This is a genomic window from Glycomyces tritici, assembly GCF_030403505.1.
In genome coordinates, this window is record NZ_JAUEMJ010000007.1 from 129,086 (window position 1) to 147,467 (window position 18,382).

The 18,382-nt window shown below is 69.5% G+C and carries 14 protein-coding genes; 10 read left to right on the forward strand and 4 right to left on the reverse strand.

Annotated elements, in window-relative coordinates:
• Positions 1-74: 74 nt before the first annotated feature.
• Entirely contained in the window at positions 75-1,148 is a 1,074-nt protein-coding gene (locus QWI33_RS21010; protein ID WP_289958334.1) for a LacI family DNA-binding transcriptional regulator, read from the reverse strand.
• A gap of 106 nt (positions 1,149-1,254) precedes the next feature.
• On the opposite strand from QWI33_RS21010, the gene QWI33_RS21015 reads away from it, so the two are divergent.
• Both QWI33_RS21015 and QWI33_RS21020 read left to right on the forward strand, forming a co-directional pair.
• A complete protein-coding gene (locus tag QWI33_RS21015; protein WP_289958335.1) occupies positions 1,255-2,283 on the forward strand; it encodes a LacI family DNA-binding transcriptional regulator in 1,029 nt (342 codons plus the stop codon).
• A gap of 212 nt (positions 2,284-2,495) precedes the next feature.
• Positions 2,496-3,911 (forward strand): SGNH/GDSL hydrolase family protein, encoded by a 1,416-nt coding sequence (locus QWI33_RS21020; protein WP_289958336.1) that lies wholly within the window; start codon positions 2,496-2,498, stop codon positions 3,909-3,911.
• Positions 3,912-3,924: 13 nt separating this feature from the next.
• Here the strand turns inward: QWI33_RS21020 and QWI33_RS21025 are convergent, their stop codons facing one another.
• Positions 3,925-4,938, reverse strand: a complete 1,014-nt coding sequence (locus QWI33_RS21025; RefSeq protein ID WP_289958337.1) for a LacI family DNA-binding transcriptional regulator — start codon at positions 4,936-4,938, stop codon at positions 3,925-3,927.
• Positions 4,939-5,116: 178 nt separating this feature from the next.
• Between QWI33_RS21025 and QWI33_RS21030 the strand changes: the two genes are divergently transcribed.
• The 8 genes from QWI33_RS21030 to QWI33_RS21065 all read left to right on the forward strand — a co-directional run bounded on the left by QWI33_RS21030 (position 5,117) and on the right by QWI33_RS21065 (position 14,738).
• Positions 5,117-6,037, forward strand: coding sequence for a carbohydrate ABC transporter permease (locus tag QWI33_RS21030; RefSeq protein WP_289958338.1), 921 nt, complete (start codon positions 5,117-5,119; stop codon positions 6,035-6,037).
• Positions 6,030-6,941 (forward strand): carbohydrate ABC transporter permease, encoded by a 912-nt coding sequence (locus QWI33_RS21035; RefSeq protein WP_289958339.1) that lies wholly within the window; start codon positions 6,030-6,032, stop codon positions 6,939-6,941. The genes QWI33_RS21030 and QWI33_RS21035 overlap by 8 nt, the downstream gene beginning before the upstream one ends.
• A 45-nt stretch (positions 6,942-6,986) precedes the next feature.
• Positions 6,987-8,285, forward strand: a complete 1,299-nt coding sequence (locus QWI33_RS21040; protein ID WP_289958340.1) for an ABC transporter substrate-binding protein — start codon at positions 6,987-6,989, stop codon at positions 8,283-8,285.
• Positions 8,286-8,312: 27 nt separating this feature from the next.
• Positions 8,313-9,422: a Gfo/Idh/MocA family protein gene (locus QWI33_RS21045; protein ID WP_289958341.1), complete on the forward strand. Its 1,110-nt coding sequence runs from the start codon at positions 8,313-8,315 to the stop codon at positions 9,420-9,422.
• Positions 9,419-10,321: a DUF6807 domain-containing protein gene (locus QWI33_RS21050; protein WP_289958342.1), complete on the forward strand. Its 903-nt coding sequence runs from the start codon at positions 9,419-9,421 to the stop codon at positions 10,319-10,321. Before QWI33_RS21045 ends, QWI33_RS21050 begins: the two co-directional genes overlap by 4 nt.
• 387 nt (positions 10,322-10,708) lie before the next feature.
• On the forward strand, positions 10,709-11,518 hold the full coding sequence (locus QWI33_RS21055; protein ID WP_289958343.1) for a GH12 family glycosyl hydrolase domain-containing protein: 810 nt from the start codon (positions 10,709-10,711) through the stop codon (positions 11,516-11,518).
• 160 nt (positions 11,519-11,678) lie between these two features.
• Positions 11,679-13,358, forward strand: a complete 1,680-nt coding sequence (locus QWI33_RS21060) for a type 2 periplasmic-binding domain-containing protein (RefSeq protein ID WP_289958344.1) — start codon at positions 11,679-11,681, stop codon at positions 13,356-13,358.
• An 81-nt stretch (positions 13,359-13,439) separates the two neighbouring features.
• Complete coding sequence (locus QWI33_RS21065; protein ID WP_289958345.1) at positions 13,440-14,738, forward strand: RICIN domain-containing protein; 1,299 nt, start codon at positions 13,440-13,442, stop codon at positions 14,736-14,738.
• Positions 14,739-14,866: 128 nt separating this feature from the next.
• Here the strand turns inward: QWI33_RS21065 and QWI33_RS21070 are convergent, their stop codons facing one another.
• Complete coding sequence (locus tag QWI33_RS21070) at positions 14,867-16,696, reverse strand: BNR-4 repeat-containing protein (RefSeq protein WP_289958346.1); 1,830 nt, start codon at positions 16,694-16,696, stop codon at positions 14,867-14,869.
• An 84-nt stretch (positions 16,697-16,780) separates the two neighbouring features.
• Positions 16,781-18,217: a non-reducing end alpha-L-arabinofuranosidase family hydrolase gene (locus QWI33_RS21075; RefSeq protein WP_289958347.1), complete on the reverse strand. Its 1,437-nt coding sequence runs from the start codon at positions 18,215-18,217 to the stop codon at positions 16,781-16,783.
• Positions 18,218-18,382: the final 165 nt, after the last annotated feature.

Here is an 18,382-nt window from a genome sequence, read left to right on the forward strand (position 1 = left end):
TTCCAGAATCTGTCAATTTACATGTGTCGATATTCAAGTAACGGTTTCATAACGCACATGCCGCCGGTGCGGCGTCAGCTGGAGCGGGCGGGGGTGGTGCCCCGAACGACGACCCGGGGCTCGAACTCGATCCTTCGGAGGTCGCCCGGCCCGGTCAGCGCGAGCTCCACCGCGGCGGCGCCCACCCGCGCCAGAGCGAGGTCCACACTGGTCAGACCCGGGGTGACGTCCTCGGTGCCCACGGCATCGTCGAACCCGGCGACGCCGATCTCGGCGCCCGGGGTCAGGCCCGCGTCGCGCATCGCGGTCATCGCGCCGATGGCCATCGCGTCAGTGGCGGCCAGGACCACGTCGAAGCGACCGGGCCGCTCCGCCACGAGGCCCGCGGCCGCGTCGTACCCGCCGTCCCGGGTCATCGGCGCGCGCACGACGGCGCCTCGCCCGATCCGCATCCCCAGCCTGGCGGCGGCTTCGACGACGCCGTCCTCCCACTGGCGCGCGGCCTCCGCATCGTGGTCGGGCCGGATCAGGGCGGGAGTGCGGTAGCCCAGGCGGAACAGTTCGGCAACCAGCGCCGAGGCGCCGCGCCGGCGGGGGACGACGGCGGTGTCGAACGGCAGTTCGTCGTCTCCCGCGATCGCCACCCGGCCACCCTCCTGCGTGTAGCGGGCGAGCTCCTCCTCAAGGGACGCCCGCGAGACGGTCGAGCCGCTGCGGGTGCCGGTCAGGATCATGGCGTGCGGCCTGAGGCCGCGCATCATGCGCACGACCCGGATCTCGTCGTCGATGCCGTGATCGGTTCCGGCGAAGGTGGCCACGAGCCCGGAGGCCCCCGCCTGCTCGATCACGCCGTGCACGATCTCGGCGTTGTAGGGGTCGCGGATGTCGGAGACCAGCACGGCCACCATCGCGGTCGCACCCGTGGTCGTGGCCCGAGCCGACGCGTTCGGCCGGTAGCCCAGGCGCTCGGCGGCGTCCAGGACGCGCGCGCGCATGCTCGACGACACGTACTGGGAGGCCGGGTCGAGCGCGCGGGAGGCCGAGGCCTTGGAGACCCCGGCGGCCTCGGCGACATCGCGGAGGGTGGCCGCTGACGGTCGGTCCGGTGCGCCGGGGGACCGGTCGTCGGTGGCAGGGTCGGTGGTCACAATGACATCCTGGCACTGGGCGCATCCCAGGGTGCGCCGCCCCGTTCCCGAGCGCTTGCCGGTTCCGGCGGGAGCATGCGGGTGCGCGTTCGACATTGGAGGATGCATGCGGCGTTCGTATCAGCGGGCGACACTGCGCGACGTCGCCCAGGCGGCCGGCGTATCGCCCTCGACCGCGTCCCGAGTGCTCAACGGCGGCGACCTCCGCGTGAGCGAGCGGCTCTCGGCGCGCGTCCTCGCGGTGGCGGAATCCCTCGGCTACGTCTCGAACCAGGCGGCTCGGGCGCTGCGTGGGCGGCGGACGGCGGTCGTGCTGCTCGCGAGCGATCCGAGGACCGCGTCGGTCGCCGCGATCGCGGCCGGAATGGAGGCGGCGGGCCGGGAGCGCGGCGCGCTGGTGAGCATCACCGGGGTCGGAAGCGGCGCCGCCGCGCACCGGACGGCGCTGGAGGTGCTGCGCGCATTGCGCCCCCGTGCGCTGGTCGTGACGAGCGCGAGCTTCGCCGATGTGCCGAAGGAGCAGGTCCTCCCTCAGCTCGAGCGATTCCGGGACGACGGCTGCGGTGTCGTCTTCATCGGCGAGCACGACACGCCGTTTCCGGCGGTCCGCTTCGACGACTTCGAGTCCGGGAGGGTCGTCGGCCGCCATATGGGCGGGCTGGGCCGCCGCCGCGCCGCCGTGCTGACCACTCCGGGGCAGCCGGCGCTCGACACCCGCGCCGCAGGTTTCGCGGAGGGCTTGTCCGAGCGGGGCTTCGACCCGGAGTCCTTGGTCGTCGAGCAGTGCGAACTCAGCCGGGACGGCGGTCGGGCGGCGGCCCGCCGCCTGTCGCAGCTGCGCCCGCATCCGGATCTCGTGCTCGCGGGCAACGACGTCCTCGCGATCGGCGCATTGAACGAGTTCAGGCGCCTGGGCATCGACGTGCCGACCGACATCGCCCTCTCGGGGGTCGACGACATCCCGCTCGCGCGCGACGTCACTCCAGCGCTGACCACTGTGGCGCTTCCCTTCGAGGAGGCCGGGAGGGCGGCTCTGGAGATGTCCCTCGCGACCGATGCCCCGCAGGACGTGGTGCTGCCCGGGCGACTCGTCGTCCGGGCCAGCACGACCGCGGCGACGACCGAGACCCGCTGAGCCGCAGGAGCATCCGACCGGGACGTGCGGCGCGATGGCCGGAGCGAGGCCCTGTTTCGCGTGTGGAACGACGATTCGGGTTGCGAAGCGCCGCGTCTTGACAGGGTCTGGAACCGTTGTCATCATGATTCGAGGTCCGGCCGGACCGTGGCGGGAATGAAGCCCGCTGCGCGCCCGCGGCCGACGACGACACCTCGCCAAGGGAGAACGCCGTGCCCATCGCCAAGCGCAGAACCGCCTCTCGGCAGCGGAAACGGGTCAGCCTGTTCGCCGCCGGCGTCCTGCTCCTCTCGCTCCTGCTCGCTCCGCATCCGGCGGCCGCCGCCACCTCGAGCACGGTGCTGATCGACGAGCGCTTCGGCGCCCAGACCGCGCCGGCGAACTTCGGCTTTCCGACCGGGGCCAGTGTCGGCGGTGGCGTCTTGAGGGTCACGGAGCACATGCGCGACTACACGGCGTCGGTCAGCCGGTTCGGCTCGTCGATCATGAGCGAGAAGACGCTCGATCTGCGATTCGACTGGAAGACCTCGATCGCCTCCGACGGGATGAAGACGGGTGTGGAGTTCCGCGACGACGCGGGACGCCTCGTCTTCGCGATCGCGGCGACCGGTTCGCAACTCCGCTACGCCGTCACCGGACCCGACTCGTCGTCGGCCTCGGCGCCCGACTCCCTCAATCCGGCCTGGAGCAGAACCGGGTTCGACCGCTCCAAGTGGTACACGGTGGACCTGCACATGGACTTCACGCTCGGCCGGGTCCAGTACACGATCGCCACCAAGGAGTCGTCGCCGCGGGTCATGGCCTCCGGGACCGGGGCGATCACGGGCCGGCGCCTCGCGAAGTTCGTGGCCTGCAACTACTACGGCACCGGCGTGCAGTCGATCGACAACTTCCGGCTCTCCCGTCCGGACCAGGCCGCCGAAGGGTCCCTGGCCGGGTCGTCGGTATACGCCTTCGGCGACAGCATCGTCTACGGCCACAGCTATGCACGCGGCTTCATGAACCTGGTGGCCGAACGCGAGGGCATGGTGCTGACCAAGTACGCGGTGAACGGTGCGACCGTGGGGCCGGTGTCGGGTCCGTCCTCCGGGAAGATCCTCACCCAGGTCCGGTCGGCGAGTGCGCAGGCGCCCGACTTCGTCGTCTTCGACGGCGGCACGAACGACGCGCTCACCCTTCATGAACTGGACGGGTACGAGATCGGCGCCGTCGGCGACTCGTACGAGCCCGGCAGTTTCGACACCGGCACCTTCGCCGGGTCGTTCGAGGCGACCGTCCACGCCATGAAGCAGAAGTGGCCGACCGCCACGCTGGTCTACGTCCCCGTCCACAAGTTGGGTTCGCGCGACTGGAACACGCAGATCGCCCTGCGGGCGGTGACCCTGGCTGCCGCCGAGAAGTGGGGCGTGGCCGTCGCCGACGTCTTCGCCGACGCGACGCTCGACACCCGCATCGCGAGCCATCGTGTCGCCTACACGTTCGACGGTCTGGTCGGCGGCTTCCCGGGCACCGGCGGCACGGGCACGCATCCGAACATCGCCGGCATGACCGAGTTCTACGTCCCGGTGCTCACTGCCCGACTGGCCGGTCTCGCCGAGGTCGGGACGGGACGGGTCTGGGGGGTCTGAGCGCGCCGGGCGGTCAGCGGGGCGTCGTCGGGCCGGTCGACTCGCGCCAGGCCACGCGCTGCAGCGGGCGCGGTGCGGGTTCGAGTTCGCGTCCGGAGATCGCTTTGACCAGGCTCAGCATGGCGTTGCGGCCCAGGCCTTCCAGGTTGACCTCCACGCTGGTCAGACTCGGCGGCAGGTACTCGCACACCTCGTTGCTGTCCCAGCCGGTGACGCTGGCGTCGCCGGGGATGTCCAGGCCCCGCTCGATGAGGGCGCGGATCGCCCCGGCGGCCACGACGTCGTTGGCGGCGATGACGGCGGTGGGCATCGCCTCGTCCGCGAGCGAGTGCACCGCGTCGTAGCCGGACCTGCCCGACCAGTCGCCGTCCACGACGCCGGCGGATTCCAGTCCGAGCCGTTCGACCGTCTCGAGGTACGCGGCCTTCCTCGCCCGTGCCGAGGCGAACTGCAGGTTTCCGGCCACGTGGAAGAACCGGCGGTGCCCGAAGGCGACCAGGCCCTCCATGATCTCGACCAGGGGTGCGGCGTCGGCCAGTTCGCCGATGCCGCGCATCTGGTCGTCGAAGTCGGCCGCGACCACGATCGTCTCCCCTTGCGGCAGATGGTCTTCGATCCCGGGGGAGACCGGGGCCAGGGCCAGGATGCCCTCGACCTGGCCGGTGCCGGCGATCTCGAGCATCCGCTCGGTCCTGGTCTCGGTGTCGCCGATGACGCTGATCGCCTCGACGGTGAAGCCGGCCTCGTGGGCGGCCTCGGTCGCGCCGTGCAGCATCCGCGAGGGGTTGAAGACCATGGTCGGCAGGAGGATCGCCAGCCGGCCGGTCCGGCGGGTCCGCATCGACCTCGCGACCAGGTTCGGGCGGTAGTTCAACTCGCTGACGGCGGCGTCGATGCGCGCGAGGGTCGCCGGCTTCAACCCGTTCCTGGACCGCAGGTAGCGGGAGACGGTCTGGTGCGATACGCCGGCCAGGCTCGCGACCTGCTTGATCGTCGGCCGCCTCGATTCGGTGGAGCGCTCGGTCATGCCCACGGTCTCCTCTCGCAGATCCCAGTGATCATCTTGACATACGAGTGAACGTTCACTATCTTAGGTGGTACTTCAAATAGTGAACGATCACTATTTCTTGACGCAAAGGAGCGCCGATGCCGGTTTCCGATCCCCCCTGCAGCCCGGGCGCCGCGCGCCCGCTGGTGACCGGCCCATGAGCGCGACCTCGGAGCTGCACCGTCTCGGCCAAGGCGGGGCGAGGGCCAAGCGGCAGAACAAGACCGCCTTCCTGTTCCTGCTGCCGTGGTTCCTGGGCCTGTTCGTCATCACGATCGGGCCGATGCTCGCCTCACTGGTCCTGAGTTTCACCGACTACAACCTGCTGCAGCCGGCGGAGTTCAATGGGCTGGAGAACTTCAGCCGGATGCTCGGGGACGAGCGCCTGCACCGGTCCCTCGGCGTCACGTTCACCTACGTCCTCGTGTCCGTCCCGGTCCAGCTGGGACTCGCCCTCGGCCTGGCCATCATGCTGGACCGCGGCGTGCGGGGCCTGGCGTTCTACCGCTCGATGTTCTACCTGCCCTCGCTGCTGGGGGCCAGCGTCGCCATCGCGGTCCTGTGGCGGATGGTGTTCGGCGCCGACGGCCTCTTCAACGACGGCCTCGCCCTGTTCGGGATCGAAGGGCGCGGCTGGATCTCCGAACCCGAGACCGCCCTCGGCACGCTGATCACGCTGAACGTGTGGACGTTCGGCTCGCCGATGGTGATCTTCCTGGCCGGGCTGCGCCAGATCCCGCGCATGTACTACGAGGCCGCCTCGGTCGACGGCGCGAGCCGCTGGCGCCAGTTCGCGTCGGTGACCCTGCCGCTCCTGACGCCGATCATCTTCTTCAACCTGGTCCTGCAGATCATCCACGCGTTCCAGTCGTTCACCCAGGCGTTCATCGTCTCCGGGGGCACCGGCGGTCCGGCCGACTCGACCCTCTTCTACACGCTGTACCTGTACCAGCGCGGGTTCGGGAACTTCGACATGGGCTACGCCTCGGCCCTGGCCTGGCTGCTGCTGCTCATCGTCGGCGCGTTCACCGCGATCAACTTCTGGGCTTCGAAGTATTGGGTCTTCTACAATGACTGACACCTTCGCAACGACCACCCCGGCCGCCGCGCCGCTCGCACCGGACCCGGCCCCGAAGCGGCGGTCCCGGAGCGGCTTCCGGCCGGTCCGCTCGATCGTCAAGCACGCCTTGCTCATCCTGTGCGTGCTGGTGATGCTCTACCCGGTGCTGTGGATGGTCGTCAGCTCGCTGCGGCCCAACGACGTCATCTTCCGGGACCCCAGCCTGCTGCTGAACGACCTCGAGACCGGGAACTACGCGGAAGGCTGGAACGCCTTCGCCGACCCGTTCAGCGTCTACCTGGTCAACTCCTCCATCGTGGTCCTCGGCGCGATCCTGGGCAACCTCGTCTCGTGCTCGATGGCCGCCTACGCCTTCGCCCGCCTGGAGTTCACCGCCAAGCGGTGGTGGTTCGCGATCATGCTCCTGACGATCATGCTGCCGATCCACGTCATCATCGTCCCGCAGTACGTGCTGTTCGCCCAGCTCGGCTGGGTCAACACCTTCCTGCCGCTCATCGTGCCGAAGCTGCTGGCCACCGACGCGTTCTTCGTGTTCCTCATGGTCCAGTTCATCCGCGGCGTCCCCATCGAACTCGACGAGGCCGCCCGCATCGACGGCGCCGGGCATCCGCGGATCTTCGCCCAGATCATCCTGCCGCTCATGGTGCCCGCGCTCGCCACCACCGCGATCTTCACCTTCATCTGGACCTGGAACGACTTCTTCTCCCAGCTGATCTACCTGACCGACCCGGACCTCTACACCGTCCCGCTGGCGCTGCGCGCCTTCGTCGACGCCCAGTCCGGCACGAACTGGGGCGCCGCGCTCGCCATGAGCGTGGTCTCGCTCGTCCCGATCTTCCTGGTGTTCCTGTTCGGGCAGCGATTCCTGCTCAGGGGCATCGCCACCACCGGCGGCAAGTGAACCGCCGCAACCCTTCACCGCAACCCTTCACAAAGGAGCAATCCCATGCAACGCAGACTCATCATCAAAGGACTCGGCGCCTCCGCCGTCGCCCTGCCCGGCCTGGCCGCCTGCGGCACCGGCGGCGGCGGCGACGTGGAACTGAGCGACGAGCCGGTCACCATCCGCATGACCTGGTGGGGCGCGGACACCCGTGCCGAACTGACCGACCAGGCCATCGCCGCGTTCCAGAAGGAGCACCCGAACATCACCGTCAAGGGCGAGTTCAAGGACTGGGCCGGGTACTGGGACGCCCTCGCGACCACCACCGCCGCGAACGACTCGCCCGACGTGATCCAGATGGACGAGCTCTACCTCGCCTCGTACGGCGACCGGGGCACCCTCCTCGACCTGGCCGACACGAGCGACTTCCTCGACACCTCGGGGTTCGATGCGGCGACCCTCGCGACCGGGCAGATCGACGGCACGCAGTACGCGATCCCGATCGGCGCGGGCATGCTCGCGAGCATCGTCAACGCCGACCTCTTCGCCCAGTACGGCGTCGAACTGCCCGACGACACCACCTGGACCTGGGACGACTACGCCGCGATCGCCAACGAACTCACCGAGAAGAGCGGCGGGGCCATCAACGGCTCCGGCCTCACCGGCGGCACCGACGCGGGCAGCATCCGCTACTGGGCGCGCCTGCACGGCAACGAGCTCTACGGCGAGAACGGCGACGTCACCCTCGACCCGGCGGTGCTGGCCTCGCTGTGGGAGTACAACCTGGGCCTGGCCGAGAGCGGCGGGATCGAGAGCGCCGCACAATCCGTCGAGAGCCAGAGCGCCGGCATCGAAGGCGGCAGCCTCGCCACCGGCAAGATCGCCATGGGCTTCGGCTACAACACGCAGATCACGCCGCTGCTCGCCGCCAGCGGCGCCGACCTCAGACTGCTCCAGCTGCCCGGCAGCGCCGAAGCCGACGCGAACTTCATCAAGCCGTCGATGTACTGGGCGGTCTCCTCCCAGAGCGAGCACCCCGCCGAGGCCGCGACCCTGGTCGACTTCCTCGTCAACCACGAGGCCGCCGCCGACATCCTCGGCACCGAGCGCGGCATCCCGGCCAACCCGGCCATGCGCGAGCACGTCGCGGCCGACCTCGACGAGGGCGGGCAGCTGGCCGTGGACTACATCGAGTCGGCCACCGCCGGCCCCGCGGTCGCGGTCACCCCGGCCGGAGGCAGCGGCTTCGACCCGATGATCCAGCGCTACACGCAGGAGGTCATGTTCGGCGAGCGCACGCCGCAGGAAGCGGCCGACGCCTTCATCGACGAACTCAAGACCGAAATCGACGCCGCCGCGTAGCCGGCGATCCGAGTAGAGAAGAGCACCATGCCTGTCCCCAGACCCCCGCTCCGCTGCGGCATCATCGGCACCGGCGGCATCGCCCACGCGCATGCCCACGCCCTGACCGAACTGGGCGCCGAACTGGCGGCCGTGGCCGAGATCGACCCGGTCAGCGCCGCGGCGTTCACCGGCCGCTTTCCGGCTCCCGGCGTGTACGGCGACGCCGAGACCATGCTGAAGGAGGAGCGGCTCGACCTGGTGCACATCTGCACGCCGCCGGGAACCCATGTGCCGCTGGCGATCGCGGCCATGCGTGCCGGGGTCCCGGCGCTGGTCGAGAAGCCGACCGCGCTGAGTCTGGCCGAGATGGACGCGCTCGCCGAGGTCGAGGCCGAGACCGGCACGCCGGTGCTGACGGTGTTCCAGCACCGGTACGGTCCGGCCGCGATCCGGCTGCGGCGACTGGTCGCCTCGGGGGAGCTCGGGCGGCCGCTCGTGGCGACCTGCGAGACGCTCTGGTACCGCGACGACGCCTACTTCGACGTCCCCTGGCGGGGGCGATGGGAGGTCGAAGGCGGGGGACCGACGATGGGTCACGGCATCCACCAGTTCGACCTGCTCCTGTCGATCCTCGGCCCGTGGACCGAGGTCACGGCGATGGCCGCACGCCTGTCCCGCCCCACGAACACCGAGGACGTCTCGATGGCGCTGGCGCGCTTCGCGAACGGCGCCATGGCCACGGTGGTCAACTCGGTCGTGTCGCCGCGGGAGACCTCCCGGCTCCGGTTCGACTTCGAGTACGCCACTGTGGAACTGGAGCACCTCTACGGCTACCGGGAGGCCGACTGGCGCTTCACCGCCGCGCCCGGGCACGAGCACCTGGCGGGGGTCTGGACCGCCGGCGACGAGCCCGATGCCGAGAGCGGCCACCGCCTGCAGATCGCGGCGGTCCTCGACGCGATCGCGGCCGGGACCGAGCCGGGCGTCTCGCTCGCCGAGGCGCGCCGGACGCTGGAGTTCGCCGCCGCCACCTACGCGTCGGCGTTCCAGGGCCGCCCCGTCTCGGCCGGTGAGATCGACGGCGCCGACCCGTTCAACCGCAGCATGGACGGCGGCGTCGTTCCATGGATGCCGATCAAGGAGACCTTCGCATGAGCCACCTCGACATCCGCCACGACATCGACAGCGCGGTGACCGTCAGCGACGGCGGGACCGAGCTGTTCCGGTACGTCTACCGGCCCGACTCCCCGCAACTGGAGTCGCCCAAGCCGTACCTGCACCCGATCCGCACCCGCGCCGGGCACCTCGTGAGCCTGTACCGGCCCTGGGACCACGTGTGGCACAAGGGCATCGCGCTGTCCCTGCCCCATGTGGGGGAGGAGAACTTCTGGGGCGGGCCGACCTACGTCCACGGGCAGTTCTACGTGCAGCTGGAGAACAACGGCACCCAGTCGCACCGGCGGTTCACCCGCATCGAGCGGGTCGACGGGGCCGCCGAACTGGTCCACGAACTGGACTGGAGCACCCAGGGCGGAGCCCCGTGGATCACCGAGCGCCGCGCGTTGAGCGCGCGGCTGCTCTCGGACGAGGCCTGGATGCTGACCTTCGACACCGAGCTCCGCAACGTCTCGGGCGCGGACATCGCGATCGGCTCCCCGACCACGAAGGGGCGTGAGAACGCCGGCTACGGCGGCCTGTTCTGGCGCGGGCCAAGGGCTTTCACCGGCGGCAGCCTCGTCACCGCCGAGGGCTCCGGTTCCGGCAACGACATGCGCGGCCAGCGCCACGAGTGGATGGGCTTCGCCGGACGCCACGACGACATCGACGCCGCCTCGCTGGTGCTCATGGTCGACGACTCGTCGAACCCGCACCATCCGCCGCAGTGGTTCGCCCGCAGTGAGGAGTTCGCCTGCCTCAACCCCGCCCCGTTCTTCAGCGAGGAGCTGACCATTCCGAATGGGGAGGCAGTGCGGTTCCGCTACGGCGTGGGCATCGCCGATGCGGATGCGGAGGCGGCTCAGGAATTGGCGGTGGCAGTGCGCAAGTCGCTTTGAGGCGACGAAGCGCAAGTCTGTATCGATAAAGAGGCGAGTTCGCAGAACTCTCCTGATGTGCAGATGCGGCGGCTGCCCGGATGCATGCCGTGATTCGAATCAAATAGCAGGTGGTAGCGGTCATCGAATGCGTCGGGTCGGCGCCATGGAGGTATTCGGGCTCAGATTTCGTGTCCATTTAAGGCCGCCGGAGTTCGCGCAACGCCATAGGGGGTTGCGCGCTCCGGCCTGCCCTATTTGCCCTTTGAACTCGTAAAACTCCTCAATTCCCGACATTGACAGGCTTCAGTGTGACGATATAACGTAGTTTTGAAAGATGACCAAACAAACTGCTCGCCAGAGACCGCCCCCGGTCCGACGGCACCGCACCACCGGAAGGAAAACGAGATGCCTCCCGAGACCCGAAGGGCGCCTGTCAAACGCCTGCTGCTCGGTATCGTCGCCGCGTTCTGCATCGCCCTGGCGTCGACGCTCGTCACGGCCACGCCCGCCCAGGCCGCCAGCACCTGCAACAAGGGCGAGACCATCGCCATGGGCAAGTACTACGTCACCAACAACCTGTGGGGCAACAACTCCGGCACCGGCTGGCAGTGCACATGGAACAACTGGCAGTCCGGCGACACCATCGGATGGGGCACTTCCTGGGAGTGGAGCGGATCGTCCTACTCGGTCAAGAGCTACTCCAGCTCGGTCCTCGGCTGGCACTGGGGGTGGCAGCGCCCCGGCACTGAACTGCCGGTGCGGCTCAGCGACAACCGCAGCGTCGCGACGAGCTGGAACTACAGCGTGAACGCGTCCGGAACGATGAACGTCGCCTACGACCTGTGGCTGCACACCCAGTCGAATCCCGACTGGTCGAACAACCCGACCGACGAGATCATGATCTGGCCCTACAAGATCGGCGGGGCCGGTCCGGCCGGCACCAGGCAGGCCACCGTCACCCTCGCCGGCGGCACCTGGGACCTGTACCGCGGCTGGATCGACGCGGGGAACGGAGTCGGCTGGAACGTGTTCTCCTTCGTCCGTACCACGAACACCAACGCCGTGAACTTCGACCTGCGCGACTTCACGAGCAACCTGGTGAACCGCGGATGGCTCAGCAGCAGCAAGTACCTCACCAGCGTCCAAGCCGGCACCGAGGTCTTCACCGGCAAGGGCCAGCTGGACACCAACAGCTACTGGGTCGACGTGCGATAGCACCGGCCGCCTGGGGCCGCAAGCGCGCAGCGCGCCGGTCCGAGGCACCCGTGCGGTGGGGGGGGGGGCGCGCCCCCCCCGGGGGCCCCCCCCCCCCCACCGCGAACCCCCGCAATCTCAAGCAATCCCTCAACCGCAGTTCCACCGAAAGGACAGCGACGTGGCCACTCCCTCAAACGGGTCGATCTTCCGACGCCGATCACTGCTCAAGGCCGCCGGCCTCGGCGCGGCCGGCGCCGCGGGCCTCCCCCTCGTCGCCGCGTGCAGCGACATCCAGAGCAGCGAAGGCAGCTCCCAGATCACCGAAGGGTTCGACTTCCTGCCGCAGTACAAGGAATGGCCGCTCCCGGTCGAACCCGACCTGGTGGGCGAACCGCCGCACCACCGGTCCGGATTCACCTCCTACCCCGAGCCGGCGCAGGCCGTCCCCGAGCCCCCCGCGAACACCGGCACCTACCGGATCACCGTCCCGACCTGGGGCACCCCGCCTCCCAGCGACGACTCCTACTTCGCGGCGGTCCAGGAAGCGTGGGGCGGCACGGTCGTCGAGCTGGCGCACGCGGACGGCAACACCTACGCCGAGACCTCGAACCAGTGGATCCAGGCCGGCGAGTTCGGCGACGGCATCCACATGTTCAGCTGGATGCTCGGCGCCCACCCCGACTTCCGCGAGACCGTCGTCAACCGGTTCTACGACCTGACCGACATCCTCACCGGCGACATCTCCGAGCGCTGGCCCCTGCTCGCGGGCCGGGCCACCGAGGCCTGGGGCAAGTCCGTCTGGTCGAGCGACCCCGAGGACCCCGAGAGCGCCCGCCTCTACGGCATCCCGGGCAGTCTGGCCGGCGGTCCGCAGAACGGCATGTACGTCCGCACCGACCTGCTCGAGGCGGCGGACCTGGCCGTTCCCACCACAGTGGATGAAGTGCTGGAGGTCGCCCGCACCTGGTCCGACGACGCGGCCGGCAGATGGGCGTTCTACGGGCTCGACTACCTCACCCCCCAGTGGTTCGGTCTGGCCTCCGGCAACGGCTGGGCCTGGATCGACGGGAAGCTGGTCCACAACTGCGAGCGACCGGAGTACACCGAGTGGCTCGAGTTCCGGCGCACGGTCTGGGATGAGAAGCTCATCCACCCCGACGCCCCCGCGGCCTCGCTGGACCCCAAGGAGCTGCACAAGTCCGGAACGACCCTGTTCCACCAGGACGGCATGTCCTACTGGGGCGACTTCAGCGGCAGCGTCACCAGAGGCGAGATCGAAGGCGCCGTCGTCCCGCTCGGCCCCGTGGCGGCGGGCGGGAGGACCCCGGTGGTGTTCGGCGCGGCCGACGTCGAGGGCTGGCTGTTCCTCAGCAAGAGCCTCTCCGCGGAGCAGGTCGAGGAGATCCTGGACGTCGCCAACTTCTGCGCCGCTCCGTTCGGCACGGTCGAGAACCAGCTGCTCGACTACGGCATCGAGGGCGAGCACTTCGAGTTCGACGCCGAGGGCGTCCCGCGCACGACCGACCACGGCAGTGCGACCATCGGCGGCTACTACGGCCTCTCCGGCAAGGTCCAGATGTTCCACACCGGCGACCCGGTGCTCGTCCAGCAGCGGTTCGACTACGACGCCTCGGTGCTGGACTACATCGAGAAGGACATCTTCGAAGGCATCCGCGTCGAAGCCCCCGCGGCCTTCGTCTCGGCGCTGCAGACCCTGAAGGACCAGGAGGCCGACGTGGTCTACGGGCGCTCCGAGATCGCGGACATCCCTGCCATGGTCGACACCTTCCTGACCAACGGCGGCGAAGCCGCGCGAGCGCCGTTCACCGACGCTTACAAGATCGTCAACGGCGAGTAAGGCGAAGGCGGGGGAGCGGCGCGCGCCGTCGATCGGACGAGGCCGCTCCCTCTACCCCTGTTCCTCCGAGAAGGAGTCCTCATGGCAATGCAACGACGCACGTTCCTGAACCTGGGCGCGGCCGGCGTCCTCGGCGCGGGCGTGTCCCTGCTCGGCACCGCGCAGGCGAACGCCGAACCCGCCCCCGCCGATCCGTTCGCCGTGGGCGTGCGCCGGTACGACTGGTACCGCGGCACCCGCCCGGTCACCACCTACGTCTACTACCCGGCCACCGGCACCGCCGGCGGCACCCCGGTCGCGAACGCCCCGGTCGCGAACGGCGTCTTCCCCGTCTACGCCTACACCCACGGCCTGGGCGGCAACCCGGCGAACTCCACGTTCGCCCCGGGACTCGCCGCGGCGGGCTTCATCGTCCCGTCCCCGCACTTCCAGCACACCCTGAACGACGTCAACAGCGGCAACACCTCCCGCGACGTCTCCCAGGCGCTCACGAACACCCTCGCGCTCAACACCAGCGGGCCGCTCGCCGGGCACGTCCGCACCGACATCGGCGTGGGCGCCTGCGGGCACTCGATGGGCGGCATGACCACCCACGGCCTGCTCACCTCCTGGCCCGACAGCCGCATCATCTCCGCCAACCCGCAGTCGTGCCTCGACATGGGCACCCCGTCCGGCTCGGTCAACGCCAAGGTCCTGTTCGTCCACGGCGACCAGGACGGGACGACCGCGTACTCCTCGGGCCGGCAGGCCTACAACGAGATCACCTGGCCGAAAGCGTTCCTCACCTTCGTCGGCGGCAGCCACACGAGCTTCTGGGACGACCAGCGCTTCAGGAACACCGTCCGCAACTGGGCGCAATGGACGATGTACGGCGACACCGCCGCCCGCGACCGACTGCCCGCCGACGCGGCCGGTTCCAACACCAAGTGGGAGGCCGCGCTGGGAGGCGGCACCCCCGGCGGCTCGGGCGCCTACCGGCTCGTCGCGCAGCACAGCGGGAAGTGCGCCGACATCAACGGCGTCTCCACCAGCGCCGGCGCACTGCTGCACCAGTGGTCGGGCACCGGCCGCACCAACCAGCAGTTCGAATTCATCGACACCGGCGAGGGCCACTTCAAGATCAAGGCCCGCCACTCCGGCCTCGTCCTCCAGGTCGCGAGCAACAGCACCGGCGCCGACATCACGCAGCAGGCGGACTCGGGAGCGCACAGCCAGCAGTGGCGCCTGACCGACCACGGCAACAACGTCGTCAGCATCATCAACCGCCAGTCCGGCCTGGCGATGGACGTGTGGGGCCACTCCAGTGCGGACGGCGCCCGCATCTCCCAGTACACCCCCAACGGCGCCGCCAACCAGCGCTTCACCCGCCAACCCGTCTGACGACGGCCAGGCGGTCGACCCCTGTGCGGCCGGACCCGGTCCGGCCGCACAGGCGTGTGCTCCGCCAAGGTGCGGTTGGCACCGGCGCGAGCTTCAATGCCGCTGAATACGGCTCGCGTTCCGCGGGCTCACAGGGACCATTGCTGCGTGGTGCTGCTCGAGCAGGCGGCCTGGTGGAGTCGGGCACTGTTGGCGGTCGATGCGCCCGCCACGTCGATGCACTTGCCGGAGTGGCGGGCGGCGATCTGGAAGTGGTCGCCGCCGGCGCGGAGCTGCCACTGCTGGTTGGCGCGGTCGCCGCACGTCCACTGGATGATCGCGGCGTTGTCGGCCGTCGAGGCGCCGTTGACGTCGAGGCATTTGCCCGAGGCCACGGAGACGATCCGGTAGTAGCCGCCGCCCGCGTCCTGCAGCTCCCAGAGCTGGTTCGCGCCGCCGTGGCAGGTCCACTGGATCGCCTCCGCGCCGTCGGCGGTCGAACCGGAGACGATGTCGACGCACTTGCCGGAGTTGCGGTTCGCGATGTCGGTGGTCTGCGTGCCGCTCCCTCCCACCGTCCAGTTCAGGACGTCGATCTGGCTGCCGCCGTAGCGGGGTGCGAAGACCGAGACGACCCCGTCGAGAAGCCGGGCGTGGTCGAGCAGCGGGTCGGAGTAGTACTGCACGGTCGAGGTGTAGCGCGTGGCCCAGTCGGTCCAGCCCGACGCCTTCGACGCGGTGTGGACGCTCAGCCGCCTGGTCGAGGAGTTCCCGCTCGCGATGTACAGGTTGTCGTCGCCGTCGACGCCGATGTCGGCGCGGGTCATCACGCCCGTGTAGGAGAGCACCTGCCGGTTCCAGGCCTTGCTGGTCTTGTCGCGCCAGTAGTGCACGAGCACGGACTTGCCGCGCGCGCTGTCGAAGTTGCCGTCGTTGGCCGCCGAGGGCGCCATGTGCGAGGCGAGCACGTGGACGTTGCCGGCGCTGTCGACCACCTGGGACTCCTGGTTCATGAGCCCGCGGTTCTGCCCGATGCCCACGACCCGCAGCGAAGCCGAGTCGGCCACGAGCGGGTTCGAGCCGGTGGTCGCCACGACGTCGCCGTTGTTGTTGCGCCAGGTGCGGCCCTGGTCCTTGCTGTAGGCGTAGTAGATGTCGTGGTTGGTGCTAGCGTTCGGCGTCTCGCGCACGGTCCAGGTGACGTGCAGCAGGTCGCTGGTGTCGAGTCCCGTGTCGTCGTACTCGATGCCGAAGAGGTACGCGTTGTTGTCGGCGCGCGTGCCGTTGAGGAACTGGCCCAGGTGGCTCCAGGTCCCGTTCCGGTACTCGAAGAGCACCACGTCGCCCGCGCCGCTGGCGCCCGTGCGGATGCTCATCTGCAGCACCCCGTCCGGGGCGCGGAAGAACTGCGGGTAGGTCGCCTGCGACAGGCGCTGGCCGCCGATGGTGTTGGTCACGGCCCCGAAGCTTGACGCGGACCAGTTCGCGGTCGACGGCGAGGTCGCGAGCCCGGCGACCGACTTGCGGTACTTCAGGAGCGAGCTGTGCATGTCGAAGGAGAGGTGGATCGAGCCGTCCTGGCCGGAGATGCCGATGGAGATCGTGTTGTGCGAATCGGTCGAGGTGGTCCGGTAGTCGGTGAGGCGGACGGTCTGCCACGAGCCCGAGGCGACCGCCCGGCGGGCCAGGTTGACGTAGCCGGACTGGTCCCACCAGGCCGTGTACTGATAGCCGTTGAACGTGGTGATGCCGTCCTGCTGGAACGATTCACCGTTCATGTAGCCCGTGTACGTCAGGGCCGTGCGGCCGTCGGTGGTGAGCGTGGTGACGTTCGGCGATCCGAGGGAGGGCGCGGCCGCGGATGCCGGGACTGCGGCGAGGGCGAGCAGGGCGGCCAGCATCGCGATCGCCGTCACGGCGAATCCGAGTGGGCGGCGCGGCCTGCCGGTCGCCTTGCGTTCGGCGGCTTGGGGTCTCATGCGGGTTTCTCCTAGTTGTCGGCGTTGCGGTGGCACTGCGACGGCGGCCGCGGTCGTCGCGGCCGCCGGCGTCGAGCCGTCTCCTCAGCACGGGGAGTTCGTCTGCGTCAGCAGGCCGAGCCTCCAGGGCAGCAGGTTGTACGGCGCGCTCACGTCGGGGTCCTTGCCCTGGTAGAGGAAGCGCAGGTCGCAGGGGCCGACCGTCAGGGTCTGGTCGAAGCCGCTGCGGATCAGCTCCCCGTGGCTGATGTCCTTCGTCCAGGCGGTGCCGTTGAAGGCGGTGTTGTTCCAGGCCGCGAACGGGTTCTCCTTGGTGTCGGCCAGCGGGGTCCAGGGCCCGGAGACGCTCGACGAGGTCCAGGACCGGAAGATCCGGCCGCCCGCGGTGATGGCCTCGACCATGAGGAGGTACTCGTTCTCGCCCGCGAGCCGGTAGACGTTGGCGCCTTCGAAGAGCCAGTGGTGGTTGGGGTCGTGCATGGCGATGACCGGTTCGGAGAACCCGTTGGGGAAGCGCGCCAGCGAGGTCTGGGCCCGGTACAGGTTGCCGTTGTCGTCAGAGGAGTACATGTGGCAGGCGGCGCTGTCGCAGATGGTCCAGAAGTCCAGCCACTGCCCGTCGCCCATGTTGTCGAGCACGGTCTGCGGCGTCCGGGCGTAGAACGGCTTCGGCGCGCTCCACGACGCCGGGTCGGCGATGTTCGCGGTCGTCGAGTAGGCGACGTTGTCGCCGATCTGGTAGGTGAGGTACCACTGCTGCTGGGGCGCGAAGTAGAACACCTGCGGCGCGGCCTTGTACCCGGCGCCGACGGCCGTGGTGTCGAGGAAGCGCAGCGGCGCGGCGCCGGCCTGGGACCAGTCGGTGAAACTGAGGTAGGCCAGGCTGTAGCCCTGGTTGGCGCTCACGACGCTGACGAAGACGTGGTAGCGGCCGTTGTGGTAGACGACTGAAGGGTCCTTCACCGAGACGATGTTGTGTGCCGCATCGGACTTCGGGAAGACCAGCGGGCCGGTGGAGCTCCACTGGAGACTCGCCGGCAGGGCGCTGCCGCCGGCCCGCACCGTGTCGAGGTAGTCGAGGTTCGCCAGGCCGCCGGCGCTGGTGGCCGCGAGCCGGACCGTGTTGGCGCCCGCCCGCACGGGCACCGTGAGGTTCTCGACCGCCCAGCTGCTCCAGGCGCCGACGGGTGCGAAGGCCACTGCGGACCGGGCCAGGGTGCCGTTGACGCTCAGGTCCGCCGGCCGTGCGGCGGTGGACCCGTTCGCGTACTTGACGCCCAGCGTCAAGGTGCCGGCCGTTTCGGCGTGCACGGTGAACTCGATCCGCGCCCCGACGCGGTTGGGGGTGTTGCAGAACCCTCTCCCGGAGAACCCGGCGTAGTTCGAGTCGACCGTGCCCTCGCAGGCCGCGTCCTCCGCTTCGTACCGCGACGCCTGCGCGCTGGCGCTCGGCGCGATCAGCGCCAACGTGGCGACCAGTGCGAGCAGGGGTACGGCTGTGAACCTCGCCAACCGACTCATGGGCGCTCCTCAAGGTGTGTCCGCGTACCGCCGCCAAGGGACAGTTCACTTCGATGTATCGATATAATTCAATACTCAATGCGAGTGTCGCAGAAACGCCCCTGGTTTGCAAGGCTCGGCGCGGCGGGCGGCGCGCTCGCGATGCCCGAGTGGCCGTAGGCGATC